Source organism: Paenibacillus barcinonensis, from assembly GCF_003217495.1.
GTDB classification, from domain to species: domain Bacteria; phylum Bacillota; class Bacilli; order Paenibacillales; family Paenibacillaceae; genus Paenibacillus; species Paenibacillus barcinonensis.
On the sequence record NZ_QJSW01000037.1, the window covers coordinates 1 to 20,384 of the forward strand.

General features: G+C 45.8%; 20 protein-coding genes and 1 rRNA gene. 9 read left to right on the plus strand and 12 right to left on the minus strand.

Translation table 11 applies throughout. The features are described from left to right. From DFQ00_RS27605 to DFQ00_RS27620, 3 genes are all read right to left on the minus strand, one after another. Window positions 1-171: ribosomal RNA gene (locus DFQ00_RS27605) — 16S ribosomal RNA — on the minus strand; the annotation flags it as partial. Window positions 172-853: 682 nt separating this feature from the next. Then, window positions 854-1,837 carry an arginase gene (rocF, locus tag DFQ00_RS27615; RefSeq protein WP_110899638.1) on the minus strand — a complete coding sequence of 328 codons (984 nt, stop codon included), beginning with the start codon at window positions 1,835-1,837 and terminating at the stop codon, window positions 854-856. Between the two features lie 61 nt (window positions 1,838-1,898). Further along, complete coding sequence (locus DFQ00_RS27620) at window positions 1,899-3,095, minus strand: ornithine--oxo-acid transaminase (RefSeq protein ID WP_110899639.1); 1,197 nt, start codon at window positions 3,093-3,095, stop codon at window positions 1,899-1,901. 495 nt (window positions 3,096-3,590) lie between these two features. Here DFQ00_RS27620 and DFQ00_RS27625 point away from each other — a divergent pair, with 495 nt between their 5' ends. Continuing rightward, window positions 3,591-4,235 (plus strand): GntR family transcriptional regulator, encoded by a 645-nt coding sequence (locus DFQ00_RS27625; protein ID WP_110899640.1) that lies wholly within the window; start codon window positions 3,591-3,593, stop codon window positions 4,233-4,235. A 112-nt stretch (window positions 4,236-4,347) separates the two neighbouring features. On the opposite strand, the gene DFQ00_RS27630 is transcribed toward DFQ00_RS27625, so the two are convergent. Then, the gene (locus DFQ00_RS27630; protein ID WP_167433864.1) at window positions 4,348-5,079 is read right to left on the minus strand and encodes a class I SAM-dependent methyltransferase; all 732 of its coding nucleotides are present in this window, start codon (window positions 5,077-5,079) and stop codon (window positions 4,348-4,350) included. Window positions 5,080-5,244: 165 nt separating this feature from the next. Between DFQ00_RS27630 and DFQ00_RS27635 the strand changes: the two genes are divergently transcribed. Further along, the gene (locus DFQ00_RS27635) at window positions 5,245-5,586 is read left to right on the plus strand and encodes a hypothetical protein (RefSeq protein WP_110899642.1); all 342 of its coding nucleotides are present in this window, start codon (window positions 5,245-5,247) and stop codon (window positions 5,584-5,586) included. Window positions 5,587-5,790: 204 nt separating this feature from the next. Here DFQ00_RS27635 and DFQ00_RS27640 read toward each other — a convergent pair whose 3' ends face one another. The 3 genes from DFQ00_RS27640 to DFQ00_RS27650 form a co-directional block, all read right to left on the minus strand. Next, on the minus strand, window positions 5,791-6,018 hold the full coding sequence (locus DFQ00_RS27640; RefSeq protein ID WP_110899643.1) for a cold-shock protein: 228 nt from the start codon (window positions 6,016-6,018) through the stop codon (window positions 5,791-5,793). A gap of 184 nt (window positions 6,019-6,202) precedes the next feature. Continuing rightward, window positions 6,203-6,403: a cold-shock protein gene (locus tag DFQ00_RS27645; protein ID WP_024633772.1), complete on the minus strand. Its 201-nt coding sequence runs from the start codon at window positions 6,401-6,403 to the stop codon at window positions 6,203-6,205. Window positions 6,404-6,818: 415 nt separating this feature from the next. Beyond that, entirely contained in the window at window positions 6,819-7,055 is a 237-nt protein-coding gene (locus DFQ00_RS27650) for a DUF6953 family protein (protein WP_110899644.1), read from the minus strand. Between the two features lie 596 nt (window positions 7,056-7,651). Between DFQ00_RS27650 and DFQ00_RS27655 the strand changes: the two genes are divergently transcribed. Next, on the plus strand, window positions 7,652-8,326 hold the full coding sequence (locus DFQ00_RS27655) for a phosphatase PAP2 family protein (protein ID WP_110899645.1): 675 nt from the start codon (window positions 7,652-7,654) through the stop codon (window positions 8,324-8,326). 112 nt (window positions 8,327-8,438) lie between these two features. Here the strand turns inward: DFQ00_RS27655 and DFQ00_RS27660 are convergent, their stop codons facing one another. Beyond that, window positions 8,439-9,218: a helix-turn-helix transcriptional regulator gene (locus tag DFQ00_RS27660; RefSeq protein ID WP_110899646.1), complete on the minus strand. Its 780-nt coding sequence runs from the start codon at window positions 9,216-9,218 to the stop codon at window positions 8,439-8,441. 113 nt (window positions 9,219-9,331) lie between these two features. Here DFQ00_RS27660 and pyk point away from each other — a divergent pair, with 113 nt between their 5' ends. Then, window positions 9,332-10,747 carry a pyruvate kinase gene (gene pyk / locus DFQ00_RS27665; RefSeq protein ID WP_110899647.1) on the plus strand — a complete coding sequence of 472 codons (1,416 nt, stop codon included), beginning with the start codon at window positions 9,332-9,334 and terminating at the stop codon, window positions 10,745-10,747. A gap of 120 nt (window positions 10,748-10,867) precedes the next feature. Here pyk and DFQ00_RS30240 read toward each other — a convergent pair whose 3' ends face one another. Together DFQ00_RS30240 and DFQ00_RS27675 are read right to left on the minus strand one after the other, a co-directional pair. Continuing rightward, the gene (locus tag DFQ00_RS30240; RefSeq protein ID WP_110899648.1) at window positions 10,868-12,394 is read right to left on the minus strand and encodes a methyl-accepting chemotaxis protein; all 1,527 of its coding nucleotides are present in this window, start codon (window positions 12,392-12,394) and stop codon (window positions 10,868-10,870) included. A gap of 188 nt (window positions 12,395-12,582) precedes the next feature. After that, window positions 12,583-13,032, minus strand: a complete 450-nt coding sequence (locus DFQ00_RS27675) for an SRPBCC family protein (RefSeq protein WP_110899649.1) — start codon at window positions 13,030-13,032, stop codon at window positions 12,583-12,585. A 183-nt stretch (window positions 13,033-13,215) separates the two neighbouring features. Here DFQ00_RS27675 and DFQ00_RS27680 point away from each other — a divergent pair, with 183 nt between their 5' ends. Continuing rightward, window positions 13,216-14,058: an AraC family transcriptional regulator gene (locus DFQ00_RS27680; RefSeq protein ID WP_244214014.1), complete on the plus strand. Its 843-nt coding sequence runs from the start codon at window positions 13,216-13,218 to the stop codon at window positions 14,056-14,058. Between the two features lie 34 nt (window positions 14,059-14,092). Here DFQ00_RS27680 and DFQ00_RS27685 read toward each other — a convergent pair whose 3' ends face one another. Beyond that, entirely contained in the window at window positions 14,093-14,626 is a 534-nt protein-coding gene (locus tag DFQ00_RS27685) for an MOSC domain-containing protein (protein WP_110899650.1), read from the minus strand. Window positions 14,627-14,887: 261 nt separating this feature from the next. On the opposite strand from DFQ00_RS27685, the gene DFQ00_RS27690 reads away from it, so the two are divergent. The 4 genes from DFQ00_RS27690 (at window position 14,888) to DFQ00_RS27705 (ending at window position 19,125) form a co-directional block, all read left to right on the plus strand. Continuing rightward, window positions 14,888-15,244, plus strand: a complete 357-nt coding sequence (locus tag DFQ00_RS27690; RefSeq protein ID WP_167433865.1) for a DUF1304 domain-containing protein — start codon at window positions 14,888-14,890, stop codon at window positions 15,242-15,244. Between the two features lie 113 nt (window positions 15,245-15,357). Further along, a complete protein-coding gene (locus DFQ00_RS27695; protein ID WP_110899652.1) occupies window positions 15,358-16,161 on the plus strand; it encodes a DUF4261 domain-containing protein in 804 nt (267 codons plus the stop codon). Window positions 16,162-16,468: 307 nt separating this feature from the next. Continuing rightward, on the plus strand, window positions 16,469-16,828 hold the full coding sequence (locus tag DFQ00_RS27700) for a hypothetical protein (RefSeq protein WP_110899653.1): 360 nt from the start codon (window positions 16,469-16,471) through the stop codon (window positions 16,826-16,828). A gap of 317 nt (window positions 16,829-17,145) precedes the next feature. Continuing rightward, window positions 17,146-19,125, plus strand: coding sequence for a methyl-accepting chemotaxis protein (locus DFQ00_RS27705; RefSeq protein ID WP_110899654.1), 1,980 nt, complete (start codon window positions 17,146-17,148; stop codon window positions 19,123-19,125). Window positions 19,126-19,292: 167 nt separating this feature from the next. On the opposite strand, the gene DFQ00_RS27710 is transcribed toward DFQ00_RS27705, so the two are convergent. Next, entirely contained in the window at window positions 19,293-20,330 is a 1,038-nt protein-coding gene (locus tag DFQ00_RS27710; RefSeq protein WP_110899655.1) for a LacI family DNA-binding transcriptional regulator, read from the minus strand. Window positions 20,331-20,384 lie beyond the last annotated feature (54 nt).

A 20,384-nucleotide genomic window follows, 5' to 3' on the forward strand; every position in this document is an offset into this window, starting at 1 on the left:
AGCTACCGTTTCCGGTAGTTGTCCCAAGCTTGAGGGCAGGTTGCCTACGTGTTACTCACCCGTCCGCCGCTAACTATCAGAGAAGCAAGCTTCTCTTCAAGTCCGCTCGACTTGCATGTATTAGGCATGCCGCCAGCGTTCGTCCTGAGCCAGGATCAAACTCTCCAATAAAGATGAATTTCGCAGCGTCGTTCAACGCTGTGCAACTCATCGGTGTATCGAAAAGAGCGATAAGCTCATTTTGAATCTGACGAGATTGTTAATCTCATTGTTGTTCCAGTTTTCATACAGCCAGATGACTTGTATCAAAAACCTTCACGTTCATTCTGCAAGCAGAATGATTACTCACTCGTTGTTCAGTTTTCAAAGATCAAACTTCGTTTTGTCACCATCGCTTGTTCGCTTCAGCAACTCTTATATCTTATCATGTCCGAACCAACTTTGCAAGCTCTTTTTTTAAGTTTCTTTCGAAGCTTTTTATTAAGCTGCTTGCCGCACCGTGTAAACCGTGTTTTCTTGGCCGGAATTAGAATATACCATGTTGATATTTATAATGCAAGTCTTTTTTTCAAAAATTATTAAGCTTATTAAAGTTACTCTTCTTATACCCCAAAGCTCGTCCTGCTCGACATCTCTCTGTGCTTTCCAATCCGGATATCCAACGACTATTATCAAGCACCCTGTCCCTAACCTCTTATACCCATCAGCTTTTATACCCCCTCCCTCATATAACTAGCAGGGAAGTCGCACGCATCATACAGCATTACATTTCCGTATATGCCTTTGCTCCCCTGCGTTACTCTTTATCAAGCGGATTCTCTCTTCAAAAGCACCTCGATAAACACACTTTCTTCTATAGAATTGTTTTACCTAATACAGATGCGATCAATCCAACCCCCAGTCTCGCCGTATGCCTGTTCTGATCCAATAGTGGATTCACCTCAACCAGTTCCATAGATACAACATGATTGGACAAAGCTAGACACTCCATTGCAAAATGCGCTTCACGGTAGCTCAGCCCTCCCGGTACAGGTGTCCCTACTCCAGGTGCCTCACGCGGATCAAGGCAATCCATATCAAAGCTGACATGAATACCCTCGGTTCCACTCCCAGCAATATTGATCGCCTGATCTATAACCTGTTTCATACCCAATCGGTCGATATCATGCATCGTGAATGCACGAATGCCTAATGCCCGTATTTGTTCCTTCTCATATTGATCCAGATCACGAAGCCCGATATAGACAAGTTTGGATGGATTAATGAAAGAGCCTGCGCCTTTAATCTTCGACAGGTTGAATGTTGAATGACCCAAACCAGCAGCCAGACTCATTCCATGCATATTGCCCGTCAAGCTATGCTCCTCTGTATTCAGGTCTGCATGTGCATCAAACCAGATCACGCCCAGATTCGAATAATATGCTGTTAAGCCAGCCAGAGTACCAATCCCCACACTATGATCCCCACCAAGCACAAGCGGGAAGACCCCTTCGTGCAAAGCACTCGAAACTTCATGACACACCTTTTCACTTACCTGCTGAACTTCATTTAAATGCTTCCCCGTTTGGCGACGTGCAGGGACGCTGGCCGGCTGGGACGGACAGTCTACACGCACTTCTCTGTTCAGTCGATAACCCAGACTCAAGATTTCCCGCTTCAGCCCGGCAGTGATAAGCTCATCCGGGGCCAGTTCAGCGCCGTTTCTCGCACCAGCTAATCCGAAAGGCACCTTAATCACGGCAATTTCCTTGCTATGGCTGGATGCTTTGGGAACCTGATGGACATTTTTCGCTTGCTTTGCAAGGTCTCCTGCGACCGGGATGTGCTCATTCTTCATGAGTACCAGCTCCTTCTATCATCATGGTTGAATGCTATTCATTCCTGATCAGCCAATGCCGTTATGCGTCACATAATACCTCTCTGATTACTTCTATGGCCCAGTCAATCTCCGACTCTTTGATCGTTAGCGGGGGTGCGAAGCGAATCGTCGTTTCATGAGTTTCCTTGCATAACAAACCGGCAGACATCAATCGTTCGCAATAAGGTCTTGCAGAACCTTGTAACTCAACCCCAATAAACAAACCTTTCCCCCGAATATTGTGAATGACTGAACTGCGAATCCCTTGAAGCTGTTTCATAAAATAATTCCCCAGACGCTCTGACCGCTCTGCAAGCTTCTCATCTTCCAGAACATCCAGAGCGGCAACCGCCACCGCACAGGCAAGTGGATTACCTCCAAACGTAGAACCATGTGATCCAGGTTCGAATAAATCAAGAATTTCTCCCTCGGCAGCAACGGCCGAGATGGGCATTACCCCGCCGCCAAGCGCTTTGCCCATGATCCATATGTCTGGCTCGACCTGTTCCCAATCTGTAGCAAATCTGCGACCTGTTCTTCCAAAGCCGGTCTGAATCTCATCTGCCATCGTAAGAATCTGGTTTTGTCTGCATATTGCAAATGCTTTTGCCAGATATCCTTCTGGCGGTATGATGATGCCCGCCTCCCCTTGAATCGGCTCTACAAGAAAACCAGCCGTATGCGGTGTGATTGCTTGTTGCAAAGCCTCCAAATCACCATAAGGAATGATGCGAAACCCAGGTGTAAACGGCCCAAAGTCCTTTTTATACTCTGGAGATGAAGAGAAAGAAGTGACAGTCAGTGTTCTGCCATGAAAATTGCCTGAACATACAATTATTTCAGCCTGATTCTCAGGTACACCCTTACATCGGTATGCCCATCTTCGTACAGCCTTTAAGGCTGTCTCGACCGCTTCTGCCCCTGTGTTCATTGCTAATATTTTGGATTTACCGGTAAATGCAGAGAGCCGCTTATAGAAAATGGCCGCAGCATGGCTGTGAAATGCTCTTGATGTCAAGGTAACCTGATCTGCCTGCTCCTTCAACGCTTGAATGATAACAGGGTGTCTGTGCCCATGATTCAAAGCTGAATACGCACTTAACATATCCATATAGCGACGTCCTTCCGGGTCCTCCACCCACACTCCCTCTGCCCGTTCAATCACGATAGGAAGTGGATGGTAGTTAGGCGCCGCGTACGTCTCCGACCATTGAATGAACATTTCGGTATCCGACATGCCTTCACAACCTTCCGCATAATATTGTATACAAAATACAATACCAATGTATGCGAGCTGACTCGCATTTACGACTTCATTCCTCTTTTTCCGCAAATGCCCTCATCTGCATCACTGTGAACCAACAAACATATAAACAGAAACAAGAACTTGCCTGGGAAATTAACGCTTCATACGACGCATCAATGGGTCACCAAGCTTAGCAATCTGCATTTTTGTATACAATATTCATAATATGATATACGTTGTTGTACTCATAATACTAGCAAAACCTGTATGTAATTGACAACGCTTTTATGAACAATTTTTATATGATTAATCCATAAAATGTTTCTTCATTCCCTTCATACTCTCTTGATACTGGAAAATGAACTTGCTTGCCCAACTCCCCCCTCGATGTTAAGATAATTAAAACCTGAAACACCCCGAGCGGCGTGCCCTGTATGGCTTTCCAGCCATTCTATACCACTATACATACAGAAGGGAGAGTTTGGTATGGAGGTACCAAAATATCGGTCCTTGAAAGATCATGTTTATGATTACATCGCCCAGAAAATTCAGGACGGGACCTTGCTTCCCAACCAGAAGATTAACGAGGCCGAGATTTGCAAAAAGCTCGACATCAGCCGCACCCCTACACGGGAAGCTTTATTTCAGCTCACCTCTGACAATCTGCTACAATATATCCCACGCAGGGGATTTATTGTTGCTCCTTTTGACACAAGCAAGAAGCTCGAATTCTCACAGGCCATTGGTGTACTGGAGGCTCTGGCCGCTACACTAGCTGTTGATCAGCTCAAGCCGTCTGAACTGCTGGAGATGGAAGCCTTGATTGCTCGAATGGATGAAGATATCAGTCAACTTGATCTGGGCGCATACAGCAAAAATCAGTATCTGTTTCATAACCTCTACATTCAGCGCTGCGGCAATGCCACCGTTATTGAAATGTTAAATACTCTCAAGAACAGCTTCATAAGGCAATCTTACGTCAGTGATAACAAACCGAAACTATCCGAGGTGCTGCATGAAGTCAACGAAGAGCACCGACAGATTCTGGGTGCTTTTCGTGCGAAGGATAAATCTCAGCTTGAAGCACTACTTAAACATCACTGGCGCATTATTGATAACGATATGCTTTAACATGTGTATATGTAATGACCTCCGGTTACACTTACCGTACGCGCTCACAAACATCAAACAAATAAATGAAAGGCAGCTCACATCATGCTGATTACGGGCTGCCTTTCATTTATTATTCGGGGCCTAAATCGACCGGAGTTCTCGCTATGAATACGGCGTATCCTAGTCTCTTCCCGTATTTCAGCAGCAATCTGTCATTGGTCCGACTCATGCGCTGTATTCTTTCATCCTCCAGCCAGTTCATATCCATCTCACGCAAAGGATCATGGTCCACGCCCCACTTGCCCATCGTACGTGAATGCTCCTTCACTTGAACCTGAGAGAATCCACTTCCCCTCAGTCTTTTCTTCCACGCCCCTGCGGTCGCCAGTGTTCGTATACCATAGAATTGCCTCAACCTGCGGCTCATCAGCTCCGTTTTCCTTCCTGAGAGAACCATTTCCCGATCCACCAGTAATCCTCCAGGCTTCAACACTCTTGCATACTCAGCAAGTGTCTTACGCCAGGGTGTAAAGATCGTCACCGACTCAATAAACACAACATCCACCTGATGATTCGGCAGAGGCAATGCGGTGGCATCTGCTTGTATGAAACGTACATCCACCCGCTCCTTGCGCGCACGTCTCACCGCCTTATCCAGCATATGACGATGCAGATCAATCGCAGTTACCCGGTGTCCCTGATGGGCCAGATGACATGCCGTCCTTCCAGTGCCACATCCAACCTCCAGAATATGAGCACCGGCAGGCAGCGAAAGCGAGTCAAGAAGCTGCAATGTTGCCGAGAAACCGCCAGGATGCGCACTTCCTTCTCCTAGCCGAGCCAGCAGATCATGATAGTCCACGCCTTCTCCTCCTTCCCCTTCCCTCCAGTCTATGGAGCAGAACTAAAAACGGCGCCTGACTATGTCAAAATCCGGGTACTCGTCCATACCAATTGACTCTATTTCTACTATGATATAGAAACCGTTGATTTCAAGCGGCAAACCGCAATATTGAGGGGGATATGCATGCACAGAATTCATCCGGTATGTGAAGAAACCTTGTCACCGCATGTGGGACGCCCTGTCTGTCTGGTCATGAAAGACGGCAAACATATGTATGGCACACTTGGAGGCTGCCAAGATGGAAAGGTGTACTTGAATGGATGCTTTCAGGGTCCGCGCCTGTCCGCTGTCCAATCCAAGCAGCAGCTTCGCAGAGTAAGTACAAAGAAACTAGCCTCAGCCAAAAAAGCCAAATCATCAGCCTATGGGGGTTACCCATATGGTGGATACGGTTATGGATACGGAGCTGGTTATGAAATTGCCCTGATTGCAACATTGTTCCTTCTTCCGTTCTTATTCATTTAAGATCTTGATTATAGAGCTCTTGCAAGTATAACGGCAAAAAAACCTCTTTATTGTTCAATAATGAACAAAAAGAGGTTCTTTTTTGGTAACAAAAAAGCATCCGTCATCAACGAATGCCAGCAACTTTATATTTCATTCCGCACCTCTGATTCAGGTGTACATATATCTAAAAAAAAACACCTCGCGAGAGGCGGGCATGCTATATTAAATCCGATTTCCTTTAGGCATCGTTTTGAGATTGCTATTCGAATTTTCAAGCAATGGCAGCATCCTAGTCGTACTGACCATCTCAGAAGCACATATCGGACAAGTAGGCACGTTATCAAACGCGAAATTGTCCCGCATCCATCCCTTGCACGTATCACTCGTACATTCCCAAATTGCTGCATCAGCCTGTGGGATTTCTTCCATCGGTTTTTTGCGATTATACATGACTTCTACCCCCTTTGTTATGGAAACACATCTTACTGACGTTATTTCACAAAAGCCACTGCTTAGCGGAAGTGTAACATCCGCCGAACTTCTGCCTCGACAACGGTTGGGCCAACTTTCATCTATGTCCAAAAAAAGAAGCTGCCTTTACCATTATAACATGTTAAAGGCAGCTATGCTTTAATTACAGTTTTACAACTTCTTCTGCTTGAGGACCACGGTTTCCTTGTACAATTTTAAATTGCACGCGTTGACCTTCGTCCAGCGTTTTGAAGCCTTCGCCTGTAATAGCGCTGAAGTGTACGAATACATCTTCTCCGCCTTCAACTTCGATGAAACCGAAGCCTTTATCAGCGTTGAACCATTTTACTGTTCCGTTTTGCATGTGAATTACACCTCCAAATAAAGATTAACATGTTCCTTTGTTCTTTGCAGCAAGCAAATAAAAATTCACACATTGAAAAAGGTACCAGTCATAAAGTATAAGTGATCGCCCTTTACAATATGTGAATTAGGTTTTCCACTCTGTACAACTTGTTTCTTATTATAACGCTAATCCATATAAAAAGCAAACCTTTGTATTTTCTTTTCAAACAGCTTTGGAAATACATGTTTATTGAAATTACTAGAAAATGATCTGCGATGCCACCACAGAGGGCATCTAACGATACGCGGTCTTATGAAAGGATATGCAGTTCCATTCCAACTTATACATGGTTTGCAAAAATGTTCTGTTCTTGCATACCCATCATAGTCGCACACCAACTACAGAATTTAGCCAACTACAGACAATAGATGAACTAGGTCCATGCCCACATAAAAGCATCACGATCCCAGGCTACACGCCCGCCGTGAAGCTTGCGAAATGCCTTTTTCACCTCTTTGGACAAGGATGCATTACCATTTTCGTTAACAAAAACAAACTGTTCTCCGAAATTCGCTCTTACATATTCTATAGCTGTCTCCTGGCGAAGCGTGCCTGTAAACTTAATCTCACCGACCATCCATTCAGCAACATCCTGAGCTGTCTTTTCCATCATCTCACCTGCCGTTCATCTGTAGGTAGAGGTTCATCACACATCCCTTGCATGACTTCTCATCTTACTGAGTATACCACGACAATGAATGAGGCGGGAAAATCGGGAGATGAAACATAACTTGGAAAATGAAATGGCACACCTTCACGCTCAGATGCTCTATCGGAACGATGAAAGCACCATAAAGAAGTGTACCCTTGGTGGGTAAACGGAATATAATACCGGGCATAACCAATTCGGAACCTTTAGCTATGAGAAAATCCCCATGCTATGCTGTTTACATTCGATCTATGGGACAGTATTACCAGATGATAACTCAGTGGTTGTCAGACGAAGTTGTGTGCCAATATCGTCATATCACATGCTCAGAAGATAGATGTATCCATGTGGATATATGTATAAAAGTAACAAAAAAGAGACTTATGCATGTCCAATTTCCCATAAAATCGGGTATGGCTTATCCCTTTATCTGTCCATTATAGTATTACTTAAGATTTAAACGATTGAAGTGAAGGGGCGCTGTCTCTGAGGAGCGTCTTATAAATATAGCTCCGGTAACGATGTGTTATACAGCATACTAGATCAGGGAGGATTTTATGAAAGCATTCTTTCAACGCTGGGGACATTTGTTAGCTATTCTATGTATACCACTACAAGGGTCTATCTACATGTTCCTGGGCAGTCAAGCAGGTGACGATATTTTCTATAATTATGCCTGGATTGACACACAGATTCCGTTCATTAAAGAATTTATTATTCCGTATGTTAGCTGGATGCCAATTCTGTATCTAAGCTTTCTCTATCTGGGTCTTACAAACAAATCCTTGTTCTGGCGCACCATTCTTACGTATAACGTCGGAGTGATGGCTGCCAATATATGCTTTGTCGTGTTCCCTTCGCACGTTCCTCGCCCGGAAGTGAGCGGAACAGATATCAGCAGCATGCTCGTTCAATTTATCTATGCCAATGACGCGCCCGTAAACTGCTTTCCAAGTGTTCATTGCCTTACAAGCTACTTGTTATTTATCATTATCAACCGACATCTGGACGCCAAACCTGCAGTAAAAATCATCGGGTCGGTCTGGATGTGGCTCATTATTGCTTCCACCGTATTTGTGAAGCAGCATTCTCTGCTTGATGTCGTGGGTGGTATTATGTTTGCGGAAGCAGCCTATTGGACTGTGCATGTTTGTGCCAAACGTATGGGTTACGCCCGGGGGAAAAGCAAGCAGCCACTCAGAGCAACGCAGCAGCCAAGCCGCAATGCCTAGGAAACACTCTGTACATGAAGTTGATTCATGGATCGAGCATGAACGTATAACTGATTATAGAGGTGGAGCATACAAAAAAAGAGGGCTGTTGCCCTCTTTTTTTGTTATACCTTCAAACTATAGGCGGACGTTCCTGCAACAAATCCGATGGTGGACTGCCCATAAGTCGCTTGAATACACGGTAAAAATAAGACAGATCCCGATAACCGAGAAATTCGGCAATCTCCTGGATGGAGAGCTGCGACTCAGTCAGCAGGTACAATGCCCTTTTCATCCGCTGATTATGGACGTATTCGCTAATCGTCTGATTCGTTATGCTTTTGAACAATGCAGCCGCATAGTTGGGTGACTTGCCAATCTCATCTCCCAGCTCTTCCTTCGTTACTTTTTCCCGGTAATGCTGTTCGATGTATCGTTTCATCCGCTCCACGTACCGATGCTTCTCCGGTGAAATAACTCCGCGATCAAGCTCACGATTAATATAAATCAGCACTTCCATCAATAAGGCTTGGCTCATCATGACATAATAAGAAGGACGCTCTTCCCATTGCTGCTGGATGGATTTCATTCGCTGATGGAGCAGTTCGTAGCAGCCAGGTCTGTGCCATAAGGCATGATGCTGTTCGAGTGCGGGTAGCCCTCCAGCCTCATCCTGCTGCAATAAAATAACAATCTGTGTATGCGTAACCGTGGGAATGCTTTTGCCGTAATACGGTACCCCGCCCGGAATTAGCAACAATTCTCCCTTTTGCATGATCTGTTTATCACCGTTCACCCAATATACACATTTTCCATAGGTAACCAGACTAAGACGCCAAATTCCTTGTGGCTGAGCGGCTTCTTCATACCAGCCAACACCATTAATATGAACGACTTCAAGTGGAATAACCATTTAACACCTCGTTATCGGACTATACTCCAATCATTGTACTATAGTTCATATCTTGATTCGACAGAAAACGCTACAATGTACACATAAGCACTAAATATGAGGAGGATATCAGCATGTTGAAAACCAAAATTATCTGTACAATGGGACCTGCTTGTGACTCAATCGAAACGTTGAAAGTAATGATTCAGGAAGGCATGACCGTGGCACGTTTGAACATGGCTCATGGGGAGCTGGAGGATCACGTAAACCGGATTAACAATATTCGTACAGCAGCGGCTGAATTAAACAAATATATACCGATCATGATGGACATTAAAGGACCTGAGGTTCGTATCGGTAAATTAAAAGAAGCTTCTGTTCACCTTCAGGCTGGGAAAGAGCTGACGCTGACAACTGAGGATGTTCTCGGCGACGTGGACCGCATCTCCGTAAACTACCCGGAACTGAATCTGGTTGTTAAACCAGGGGATCGCATCCTGATCGACGACGGTCTGGTGGATCTGACGGTATTGTCTGTTGAAGGCTCGGAGATTCACTGTAAAATCATTAGCGGCGGCATCTTGAAGCCACGCAAAGGTGTGAACCTGCCAGGTATCAAAACTACTCTGCCGGGTGTAACTGAACGTGACGTTATGCACATTGGATTCGGGATCGAGAACAACATCGAGATTATCGCTGCTTCCTTCGTTCGTAAAGGCGATGACATCCGTGAAATCCGCAGCATTTTGAAAGAACGCGGTCAGGAGCATGTACAGATCATCTCCAAGATTGAGAACGAGGAAGGTATGACCAACCTTGACGATATTATCGAAGCATCCGACGGTATCATGGTTGCACGTGGTGACCTCGGGGTAGAAGTACCTATCGAAGATGTACCAATGATGCAGAAAGAAATGATTGATAAATGTAACAAAGCCGGCAAACCGGTTATCGTTGCTACACATATGCTGGAGTCCATGCAAGTAAACCCTCGTCCAACACGCTCTGAAGTAAGTGACGTGGCTAATGCCGTGCTACAAGGTGCAGACGTGGTTATGTTGTCCGGCGAATCTGCTGCGGGTAAATATCCGATCCAATCCGTTCGTACGATGGCAGCAGTTGCACGCCGTGCGGAAACGATGATTGATTATAAAGAGCAATTTGATCAAAAATCAGCACAGCAAGTAGCTGATATTACCGAAGTCATCAGTCAAGGGGCGGTAAGCTCATCCCTCGTGCTGAATGCAAAAGCGATTATCACTTCCACAGAGAGTGGCTTCACAGCTCGCATGATCTCGAAATATCGTCCAAAAGCTCCGATCATCGCGGTAACTCAGCATGAAGAAGTGCTCGCGAAAATCTGCCTGCTCTCCGGCGTTATTCCGGTTATGGGGGATAAAGTAACTACAACCGATGAAATGTTTGAATCTGCAACGCGCAACGCGATCAAAACAGGTTATATTGAAAAAGGTGACATCATCGTATTGTCTGCCGGTGTGCCTATCGGTCAATCCGGTAACACCAACCTGATCAAAGTCCTGCAAGTATAATAAGCTGATACGCATCGTGTCCTGCAGCATGTTATGAAGTCAAAAACCACCGCGAGTTTAACTCGGGTGGTTTTTTAATGTTTTTATTCTATAAACAACCTGATTTTAACTTGAATTGTTCTACAGATTGCGCGAAAAGTCCACCAGATCTTGCGACATGTTATTAATCTCATCCATGGAAGCATTCACCTGCTGTGTCAGCGCCGCCTGGTTCTGAGTCAACGTGGACATGTTGCCGATATGCTGTAAAATATGGTCAATCAGCGTCTTCATCTTCTGCATGCTGTCTTCAATGTTAACTGTTGCCTCCGAGCTGTGATCGGCCAACTTCCGCACTTCGCCGGCGACCACTCCGAATCCCAGACCCAGTTCACCTGCACGCGCTGCCTCAATTGCTGCATTTAAGCCTAGCAAGTTCGTTTGACTGGCGATCTCTCGGATAAACGCAGTAATACTCTTCGTATCATCCACACTATTCCGAACCTGTGTTGCGGCATCAGCGGATAACTCCTGTGCATTAACCAGTTCCTGTGCCTGATCCGTGATAGAGTTAATGCCACGCACCATCTCTTCGATGGACTCGGACAATTGCTTTGTTTTCAAATTCATAGCTTCGACAATCTGTTCTTTGTTCTTCTGGTGAGTCACGTCACGTATGGTTCCAGCCACGCGAAGCGGAACGCCCTTCTCGTCACGGATGGTTTCACCTCCGGCATGATACCAGCGGTACTCCCCATTTTTTCGCTGCAAACGGTAATCAAGATCATACGGCGTTCTGCCGCTGTAGTCATTCATGTGCTTGGCAAACTCATTGATGACGCGATCATGATCTTCCGGGTGGAGCCGGCTGCTCCAGCTGCTGAACACATTCGGGAAATCCTCTTCATTCTGAAATCCGAGTTCTCTGCGGAATTGCGGCGACCACCAGAATTCATTGTTGGGATTCACCACGTCTCCAGCAACCACCGTCATATCCCATGGTGCCTCTACAAGCGCACGATTAACCAGATCGTAACGGGTTACAAGCGCTTCCAGTTCGTCAGACTTGCTTTTCTCATCATGGATGTCAAACATCACACCGATTAATTTAATTGGAGTACCTGAAGCATCTCTCACAAGTTGGCCAAGGCATCTGAACCAGCGCTCTTCCCCACTCTTCAAAACCATACGACTTAACGCATTGTATCCTACTCTATCACTCGGATTACTCACATGTTTCATAATCTCCTGTGCTAGATGAGGCCTGTCTTCTGGATGAACGGATTTAGTCCAGCTCTCGTGCATATTAGGAAAGTCTTTTGAATTACTGTAACCAAGCATCTGACGAAACTCATCTGAAAATGAAATCAAATTGTTGTTATCGAACGGATCACCCGCAACCATCACCGATTCCCATAAACCCACATTCAACGCCTGACTAAGCATGGTAAGACGCATATGTATAGCCTCATGCTGTGATTGCATCAATTGCAAGGCCTGCTGCATATTCTTCAGAATTTCATTATTCTCTTGAATAGTAGCGTCATTCTCCTTCTCCCAAACAAAGCCTTTCTTCGCATTCTCAAGCAAGCGACGACTGAATTCCAATAACTGTTGGTTCGAGTCTACACGACTTGATTTCGTTGCTTCACTACGTTTCAGAAACATCTTTTTATATCCCCTCTTAGGTAAGGTATTTTAATATGTATTTCGACATGATCAGACAATAAGTGTAGGGCTAAAGTCACAAATGTAAAAAAAAACGCAATCCCCCGCTCTATAAGCGAAAAATCACGTTGTTAGGTGACTTGTTCAAATTTCAGAAATTTAATTTTGCGCAAAAACACAACTAACCGCTACCCTCCGAAATTCATGGTTTTGCCTGTCTCGACCCACGTTTTGATGCTGCTTAGAATCATCCACCAGCTATTCTGTGCATTCGAAAATGAGGGATGGTTTTCTGTAAACTCGTCATTCGTGAGTGTCAGTTTAGTGCACTCTCCGACAGTCTCCAGCTGGAAGAGCACTCTCGATTGAAGATCCCCATGATTGGCATAATAAGAAGGGCCCGGATGCTCACGATAAGCAAGCCTGGAGAGAGGTTCAAACTCTAGAATCTCTCCGTAGACATGAACGGTTTCCTGTCCATCATTTCCGGGGCCGACATATGCAAATGGCTGTCCGGGCTGAAAATTGGATCGAAGCTCACTGCCAAAAAAGCTGCTGCGCGTGCCATCAGGAGAAATAAGAGCATTCCATACCTCTTCTCTTCCTGCATGGATATAAAATTCATATTTTAATTCCACATGAATTCACTCCTTTTATGTGACTTAGTAAATAGTGATTTCTTCATTGCTATCCTATCGTTATACCCAAGTCATGTATTGTAAAAACGCGACAACAACAGAATTTCCGTTATACTAATGGAGAATGAAATAAGCAGAATTGAATACTAGTTCACAGCCCATGAGGAAAGAGAGGTCGCCGTAATGAAACGGAAAAGCCAGCAGATGACTCCCTCTTTGGGAATACTTCATCTAGATGAAGGTCAGCTACAATATCAATTGACACGGTTGCTCCCAGCCGATGAACTTCAACCTTTTGTCAGACATTACTGGATCGTTTCTTGGAATTTTGCAGGCAGTGAGTCCTATCCTCAGCATGTGATACCCAATCCCTGTGTCAATCTGGTGGTCGAGCGAAACAAAACTTTTTTCTTCGGGCCTTCTGACCGAAAATTTACCTACTCTATTCACGGTAAAGGCCTTGTGTTTGGGGTGAAGTTTAAACCGGGAGGATTCTTTCCCTTCCTTCAGGCTCCCGTTTCTGGTCTCTATGGAAAACCCATGGATGTATCCCGCCTGCTAGGTGTCAGCGCTGCGTCGCTTGAAGATGTGTTGCTAGGCGATATCTTAATTGAAGAGAAGGCTAAGCATATGGATCAGATACTGTCCGCATGCCTTCCCGCGGAAGACCGGGAAGCAAACCTGATCTATGACATCGTACAGCACATCGAGCAGAATCGGGATATATTGAGAGTAGACGAGCTATCCACCCGCTTTAATCTGCACACACGCAAGCTCCAGCGTTTATTTAATCAGTATGTAGGCCTCAGTCCCAAAACAGTCATTCAATTATATCGACTTCAAAATGCGGCTGAATGCATAGAACACGGCTTCCCCTGTGATTTAGGCAGGTTATCGCAGGACCTGGGATACCATGATCAATCCCACTTCATTAAGGACTTTAAATCCATTATCGGCAGCACCCCCGAAGAATACATGCAATGGTCTGACGCTGTTTCAGCAAATACTGGCAGAAGCCGTCTGTAATGACAGCCCATGCAACATATGCCTGCCGGGGATGCTACGGCAGGCGTACAACTTCAATGGTGTCACCTGTGTTGATGACACCCTCACGTTCAACTGAACAGACGATACCGCGTTTTTTGCGGGCGGCTGGCACGAATTTTTTGCGTAAACCATCCAGTCCATAGAACTGTTCAATCACTTTTCCCGGATGTACACAAGGCAGGTTCTCTCCTTCACAGATCAGACCGGTCCCGTCTGGAAATAGAAAACGTGTTCCCGCAGGCAGCTCAGTTAATCGCTCTATGCCTCGAACCAGTATGTTGGCACCAAGCCACTCCGGGCGAACCTCAGGAATTTTCATTTTCTCGGCAATCAAGGTGCACTCTTCCTCGGAGATCATGCTGATCTGCCTACGATTCGCTATCATTGTGCCACGTTTATAAATTTTTTGACGGGAATCTGCCGGTCTCAACAAACCATAGTGTCGATCCCCCGGAATTCCAGCAAGTTCAATATCAATGAAGGGCACAGCCCTTGTCTCAAATGTGGATGGATCAGCAGCCAGCAGAACAAATTGAACAGTTCCCACACTACACCTTCCCCTTCTGATTTGAAATTTGCACAACGTAATTCATTACCCCATGTATGAGCCTTTGACTATTAGCAGAACCTGATAGGGATATCATCCCCATTCCATGCAGTAATAGTGATTGGAAAACACACTTTAATTAATTATACACAATTAAATTGCAAAAAATTAATTTGATATTTCCTACCTTTATGCTAATCTTATATAATAGAACTGACTGTTTGTCACATTAATTACATCATAGAAAGCAGGGTGTTTCTTTTGATCGGAACAATCTTTGTTGCTCTTGTAGCCATTGAACACATCTATATTATGATTATGGAAATGTTCATGTGGACTAGTCCACGCACGATGAAAACCTTTGGCACAACACAGGAATTTGCCAATTCCACCAAATCTCTCGCAGCGAACCAGGGCTTATATAACGGCTTTCTCGCGGCAGGTTTGATCTGGGGGCTTGTGTATCCGAATGCCAGTGTAGGGCTTCATATTCAGATTTTCTTCCTGGCCTGTGTCATTATTGCCGCTCTCTACGGCGGGGCGACTTCTTCGCGCTCCATCATTATCAAGCAGGGTCTGCCTGCGATTATCGCTCTGCTGCTCGTATTGTTCCTGTAACTTCCTGAGAGCAGGGCCGACCTGCGACTTTACATCTCTGATATGATAAAGTATGAAGTATCATAACATACCTATCACCAGAATGAATCTGGAAGCAGGAAGGAGAACAGATCATGGGACTGTTTGACAAGCTACGTCGGCGCAAAAAGCAGAATGCTGAGTCCATCGCCGCTGCGCCCCAGCGAACAGATCATAGTCAAACCATTGTCGGCTTTGTTTTGCTGGAACGGGACGACTGTGATTTTGAGCTTTTTATTAGCAACATGGAGCGGGAATGGGATATTCACATTAATGAACGTGCCGAGGAAGGCAACTTATTCTTTGAGGTTGATGGGATGCAGGTCGTGTGTGCTCATATCGCTGCTCCTGTTCCGAATCGGGAGGTCGAAGAGAATGCCAAGTTAAATATTCTCTGGCCCGAAGCCGAACAGGTGACATCAAAGCATCAGTCTCAGATCATCATCTCGGTACTGAATGCAACGGACGCAATGAAGGGATATGCCCTGTTTACTCGGACAGCCTCGGCATTGCTACAGCTCGATCATGCGCTCGCGATCTACATGGCTCCGCTTGTTGTTGAGGCAGGACAATATGTAGAACTGAGCCGAGGACTCAAGGACGATGAATGGCCTGTCTTACTCTGGGTGTTCATCGGCCTGTATCAGAGCGAAACAGGCACTTCCGCATATACATACGGACTGCGAAACTTCGGTAAAGATGAGATAGAGATTATTGGTTCGTCCAAGCCGTTAAGTGATGTATATGAAATGATGTTTATGACTGTGACCTACGTGGTCGATAATGACATCACACTGCATGATGGAGAAACTCTTGGATTCACGGAACAACAGAAGCTCAGCATTACTCGCTCCAAAGGTATCGCTACTGAAGGAGATAGCTTGAAGATTGGCCTCTAGCCAGCTCTTGATGCATTATGGCATAGAGAATCATAATGAACGTAGATAAGGAACGTAGATAAGGGCCGCTCAGGAATCTAATCCTGAGCGTTTTTTTTGTATACGCATGCCATTTACGTTGTAATCCGACATACATGATCTAATCTGAGAGAGGATGATTTTACCTGTATTTTACTCCCATAGAAGTTCATAGTCCATAAGAACTACAATCATGTGAACTCCATGTTCATTTATTGTAGGAAATAGTATAATTAATAGGCTAATAGACTTATACAATACTTCAACTAATGAATAAGGAGCTGCTTATATGCCGGTCAGACGTTTGGATTCAGCGAAACCCATTTTGGAGATTACTTGGGAAGGGATTGTGACACCAGAGCAGGTTGAACACGTTAATGTGCAGATTGAGAAAATAGCTCCACAACTGGGCAACTCATTTGATGTACTGGTCAATATGATACATATGAAAGCCTTTCCACAAGATACCAAGGAGAAAATTGTCGAGCATCAAAAACTTCTTAAAGACCTTGGCATGAAGCGGGCAAGTGTAGCTGTCGGCGGAGCCATAGCCAAAATGCAGCTGCATCGAATCTCCAGGGAGTCAGAACATCAGACTGAATTTCAATGGGAAACGTATGATGAGGCATTGGCATTTCTGCTGAATTAGTTGAATGACACTGAAATCACACGGACCCAAATATTTATATTAGTCTTCAAAATTATCAAGGGGGGGTTCCGTAAAGGGAGCGCCCTTTTTCACTGTCTGCCCCCTCCTCTAATCTCATCATCATTCATCCTGCATCTCCTCCCCCTGCTATAAATCCGCTTACATCATACTGTAGGCATAAAGTCCTTCATTTTTGATGCATTCTTTTGTAAATCAGCTAATATTTCAATGCAAAATGACGATATATTGGGTAAGCCAGAGCATTTTCAAAAATATTTTCAAAAACAGAGAGATTCGCATACTGAGGGGGAAATGGATTGAAACTGAAACCCAAATTAATGATGATGTTTCTGACTGCTGTGTTGATCTCTGCATTACCACTCGCATTAGTCGGTTTGGTTCAGACAGAAAAGCAGGCTACGCGTAATGTCAATTCTACCCTGAAGGGCATCATGGCCTCCTCAGCCAAACAGCTTGATGGATGGCTTTCCAGTAATGCCAAGGTCATTGAAACATTGGGTTTGGTTATTGAAGACGGTGTACCCGAAGGGGCGCTGACCGAGAATTATTTTAACATTATGAACCAAGGCAGCAATAAAGAGAATCTGTCGGATTTATATTTTGGCTCGGAAAAAGATGGTACCTTCATGAACGGTTCAGACTGGTCGCCAGATGCCGGGTATGACTCTCGTAAACGTCCATGGTATGAACAAGCCAAGAAGGCAGATGCGTTAAGCTTCTCCGATCCGTATCAGGATATGATGTCCAAAGAATACGCCGTATCTATTGCGATGCCTGTACATAACAAAGAAGGCGTTCTAGAAGGCGTGGTGGCGGGAGATTTGCTACTCTCCACTTTAACCGATACGGTCAAAAAAATTGACCTGAACGGTCTTGGATATTCTTTTCTGATCGACAAACATGGACTGCTTCTCGCTCATCCTGACGTTAACATGGTAAATACCTCTGCCAAAGATAATCCCGAATTTAGTCCGATGCTCGCAGAAATGCAGAACCATGCTTCAGGGCAGCAATCGTTTCATTATAACGGTGAAGACTACTTGTTATTCTACAACCAGATTCCGAGCACAGGGTGGGTTATCGGTTCTGTAATTACCGAGAAGCTGGCATATGGGGAATTTTATGAGCTTCGTAACAATTATATTTTAATCATCGGTGCAACTCTGCTCGTTGTGCTGGCCTGGGCTTACTGGGTTGCTACACTGTTCATCAAACCGTTGAAGCAACTGCACCAGACCTCTATACAAATGTCTGAGGGTGACTTCACAGGACGAGTCAAGGTTAAAGGCAAGGATGAATTTGCTGAACTGGGCAACGCATTTAATCAGATGTCTGATCAGCTCGGTGCACTGCTGCGTCAAGTAAGCGGCTCTGCTGAACGGGTCCACACCATCTCGGAAGTGATGCAGGAGCATACAGATAACACCAAACGCATCGCAGAGCAGATCTCGATTGCAACAGACGAGCTGGCTCAAGGGTCCAGTACGCAGGCCGAATCGGTCTACACTGGTTCCAGCCGACTGACAGAGATGAGTGACAATGTTGGCGGCATCAATCGTAGCGTGGAGCAATCTGTCGTGATGATGCGCGAAGCCGGAGAAGCTATGCTTGCGGGTCTGCAAGCTGTTGAGCACCAGGTAGAGCTTGCGGATGGCAACCGTCATTCAATGGATCGGGTGGGTGAGTCGATTACACTGCTGACAGACAAATCACAGAAGATCGAGGGCATCGTTGCTATGATTCAAGGCATCGCCTCCCAGACCAACCTATTGGCCCTGAACGCCTCTATTGAAGCAGCACGAGCCGGAGAACACGGGCGCGGCTTTGCTGTCGTAGCTGAGGAGGTTCGCAAGCTTGCTGAACAGTCGGCGAACTCGGCCAAAGAAATTATCGTGTTGCTCGAGGAAATTCAGACAGCTAGTGGCATGAGCGCGGGTGAAGTCCATGCAGCCGAGCAGGGAATCGAGCAGCAGGTCGCTGCTGTGCACGAGATGCGCGAGTCCTTTGTCCGAATCAAGCAGTCGATCGACGGGATCGAGAGCCAGCTCAAGCAGGTGTCCTCAGCGACTACTGAACTGGACGACAATGCAGGTAAAGTTGCCGAGATCATCTCCAGCGTTGCTGCCATGTCGGAGCAAAGCGCCGCTTCAACGGAAGAGGTGGCTTCCTCTACACAGGAGCAATTCAATTACATCACCAGCATCGCCGAGCGTTCGAATGAACTGGCAGAGCAATCGAAGACACTTGCAGCCGAGGTGAAAAAGTTTAAAGTATAGCTGCATACGACGTGCTCTGCATAGCCTGCAGGAAAGCTGCTCACCAATGCGGCGCTCTCGCTACATTCCGATTGGAAGGTTCAAGATGATACGTCAGCAGTTAGCCGTATAACATAACAAATAGACCCCAACTTCCGCTACGCGGTGAGCTGAGGTCTATTTGTTATCTATGCTTGCTTGCCCCGAACTGCCGGAGCTTCGCCTGCCGAATCACGGACAACCATCTCTGGCTTGAGTACAATTTTCTGCGCAGTTGTCTGTTCGTCCTTCAGCCCATCCTTGAGTTCGTCGATAAGCAAATCCACTGCGCGACGGCCTAAATCCTCTATGGGCTGGGCAACCGTTGTCAGCGGTGGGTTGGTTACGGAAGCGAGAATGGTATTATCAAATCCGATAATGGATACATCTCGCGGCACACGCAATCCTAGCTCTTTGGCCGCCTGAAGTGCACCAATTGCCTGGATATCATTACAGCAGAAGAGGCCTGTGGGATAGTTCTGCTCACCGAGCAGCCTTAACGCCTCTTGTTTGGCCGAACCGAGATCTGCTGCCGATTCGCGAATCTGGCTTGGCTCCAGCACATGTCCTGCCTTATTAAGAGCTTCGCGGAAGCCCCGCACCCGCTCCTGACTGCTGCTAACTTTAGATGGCTCTGACAAGACTGCCAAGCGTGTATGTCCCAGTTCAAGCAGATGCTGTGCAGCCAAAGTGCCGCCCAGCCTGTCGTCAATAGTGACTGTATGCACCGACAGTGCAGGCATATGGCGAGCAATCAGCGCAACCGGCATAGACTGTTGCAGTAGCGGTGATAGAATCTCGGCATTATCAATCCCGGTTCCGATCATCATGCCGTCGACTCTTTTTTGCTGCAACAGATTAAGGTATCGCTCTACCCGCTCGTCCTTGTTATCCGTACTGCAGATGACTACGCTATACCCTAGCTGGCGGCTGCGATCCTCCACAGCCCGGGCAAGCTCGGCAAAATAAGGATTGGATATATCGGGTACGAGCAAACCCAGTGTGTACGTCTGCTTACCCGTCAGGGCAGCAGCAATCGCACTCGGCTGATAGTGCAGACGTTCCATAATCTCCATAATCTCGGCGCGGCGTTTCTCGCTGATCTTGCCTTTGCCGTTAATGACTTGCGAGACGGTAGCAATGGATACCCCCGCCTCGCGTGCTATATCGTAAATGGTTGCTTTCATCGTTTTTCCCCATTTGTGCTATATATAAATTCATTATACATAGATGATTATTCT

What these genes read in the sequence shown, in the direction of transcription:
- DFQ00_RS27640 (WP_110899643.1), bottom strand. Translation starts at nt 6,018, where the DNA reads ATGTATAATCGCAAAAAACCGATGGAAGAAATCCCACAGGCTGATGCA.
- DFQ00_RS27645 (WP_024633772.1), bottom strand. Translation starts at nt 6,403, where the DNA reads ATGCAAAACGGAACAGTAAAATGGTTCAACGCTGATAAAGGCTTCGGT.
- DFQ00_RS30240 (WP_110899648.1), bottom strand. Translation starts at nt 12,394, where the DNA reads ATGTTTCTGAAACGTAGTGAAGCAACGAAATCAAGTCGTGTAGACTCG.
- DFQ00_RS27620 (WP_110899639.1), bottom strand. Translation starts at nt 3,095, where the DNA reads ATGTCGGATACCGAAATGTTCATTCAATGGTCGGAGACGTACGCGGCG.
- DFQ00_RS27660 (WP_110899646.1), bottom strand. Translation starts at nt 9,218, where the DNA reads ATGGTTATTCCACTTGAAGTCGTTCATATTAATGGTGTTGGCTGGTAT.
- DFQ00_RS27635 (WP_110899642.1), top strand. Translation starts at nt 5,245, where the DNA reads ATGCACAGAATTCATCCGGTATGTGAAGAAACCTTGTCACCGCATGTG.
- rocF (WP_110899638.1), bottom strand. Translation starts at nt 1,837, where the DNA reads ATGAAGAATGAGCACATCCCGGTCGCAGGAGACCTTGCAAAGCAAGCG.
- DFQ00_RS27625 (WP_110899640.1), top strand. Translation starts at nt 3,591, where the DNA reads ATGGAGGTACCAAAATATCGGTCCTTGAAAGATCATGTTTATGATTAC.
- pyk (WP_110899647.1), top strand. Translation starts at nt 9,332, where the DNA reads ATGTTGAAAACCAAAATTATCTGTACAATGGGACCTGCTTGTGACTCA.
- DFQ00_RS27710 (WP_110899655.1), bottom strand. Translation starts at nt 20,330, where the DNA reads ATGAAAGCAACCATTTACGATATAGCACGCGAGGCGGGGGTATCCATT.
- DFQ00_RS27655 (WP_110899645.1), top strand. Translation starts at nt 7,652, where the DNA reads ATGAAAGCATTCTTTCAACGCTGGGGACATTTGTTAGCTATTCTATGT.
- DFQ00_RS27650 (WP_110899644.1), bottom strand. Translation starts at nt 7,055, where the DNA reads ATGGAAAAGACAGCTCAGGATGTTGCTGAATGGATGGTCGGTGAGATT.
- DFQ00_RS27680 (WP_244214014.1), top strand. Translation starts at nt 13,216, where the DNA reads ATGAAACGGAAAAGCCAGCAGATGACTCCCTCTTTGGGAATACTTCAT.
- DFQ00_RS27700 (WP_110899653.1), top strand. Translation starts at nt 16,469, where the DNA reads ATGCCGGTCAGACGTTTGGATTCAGCGAAACCCATTTTGGAGATTACT.
- DFQ00_RS27695 (WP_110899652.1), top strand. Translation starts at nt 15,358, where the DNA reads ATGGGACTGTTTGACAAGCTACGTCGGCGCAAAAAGCAGAATGCTGAG.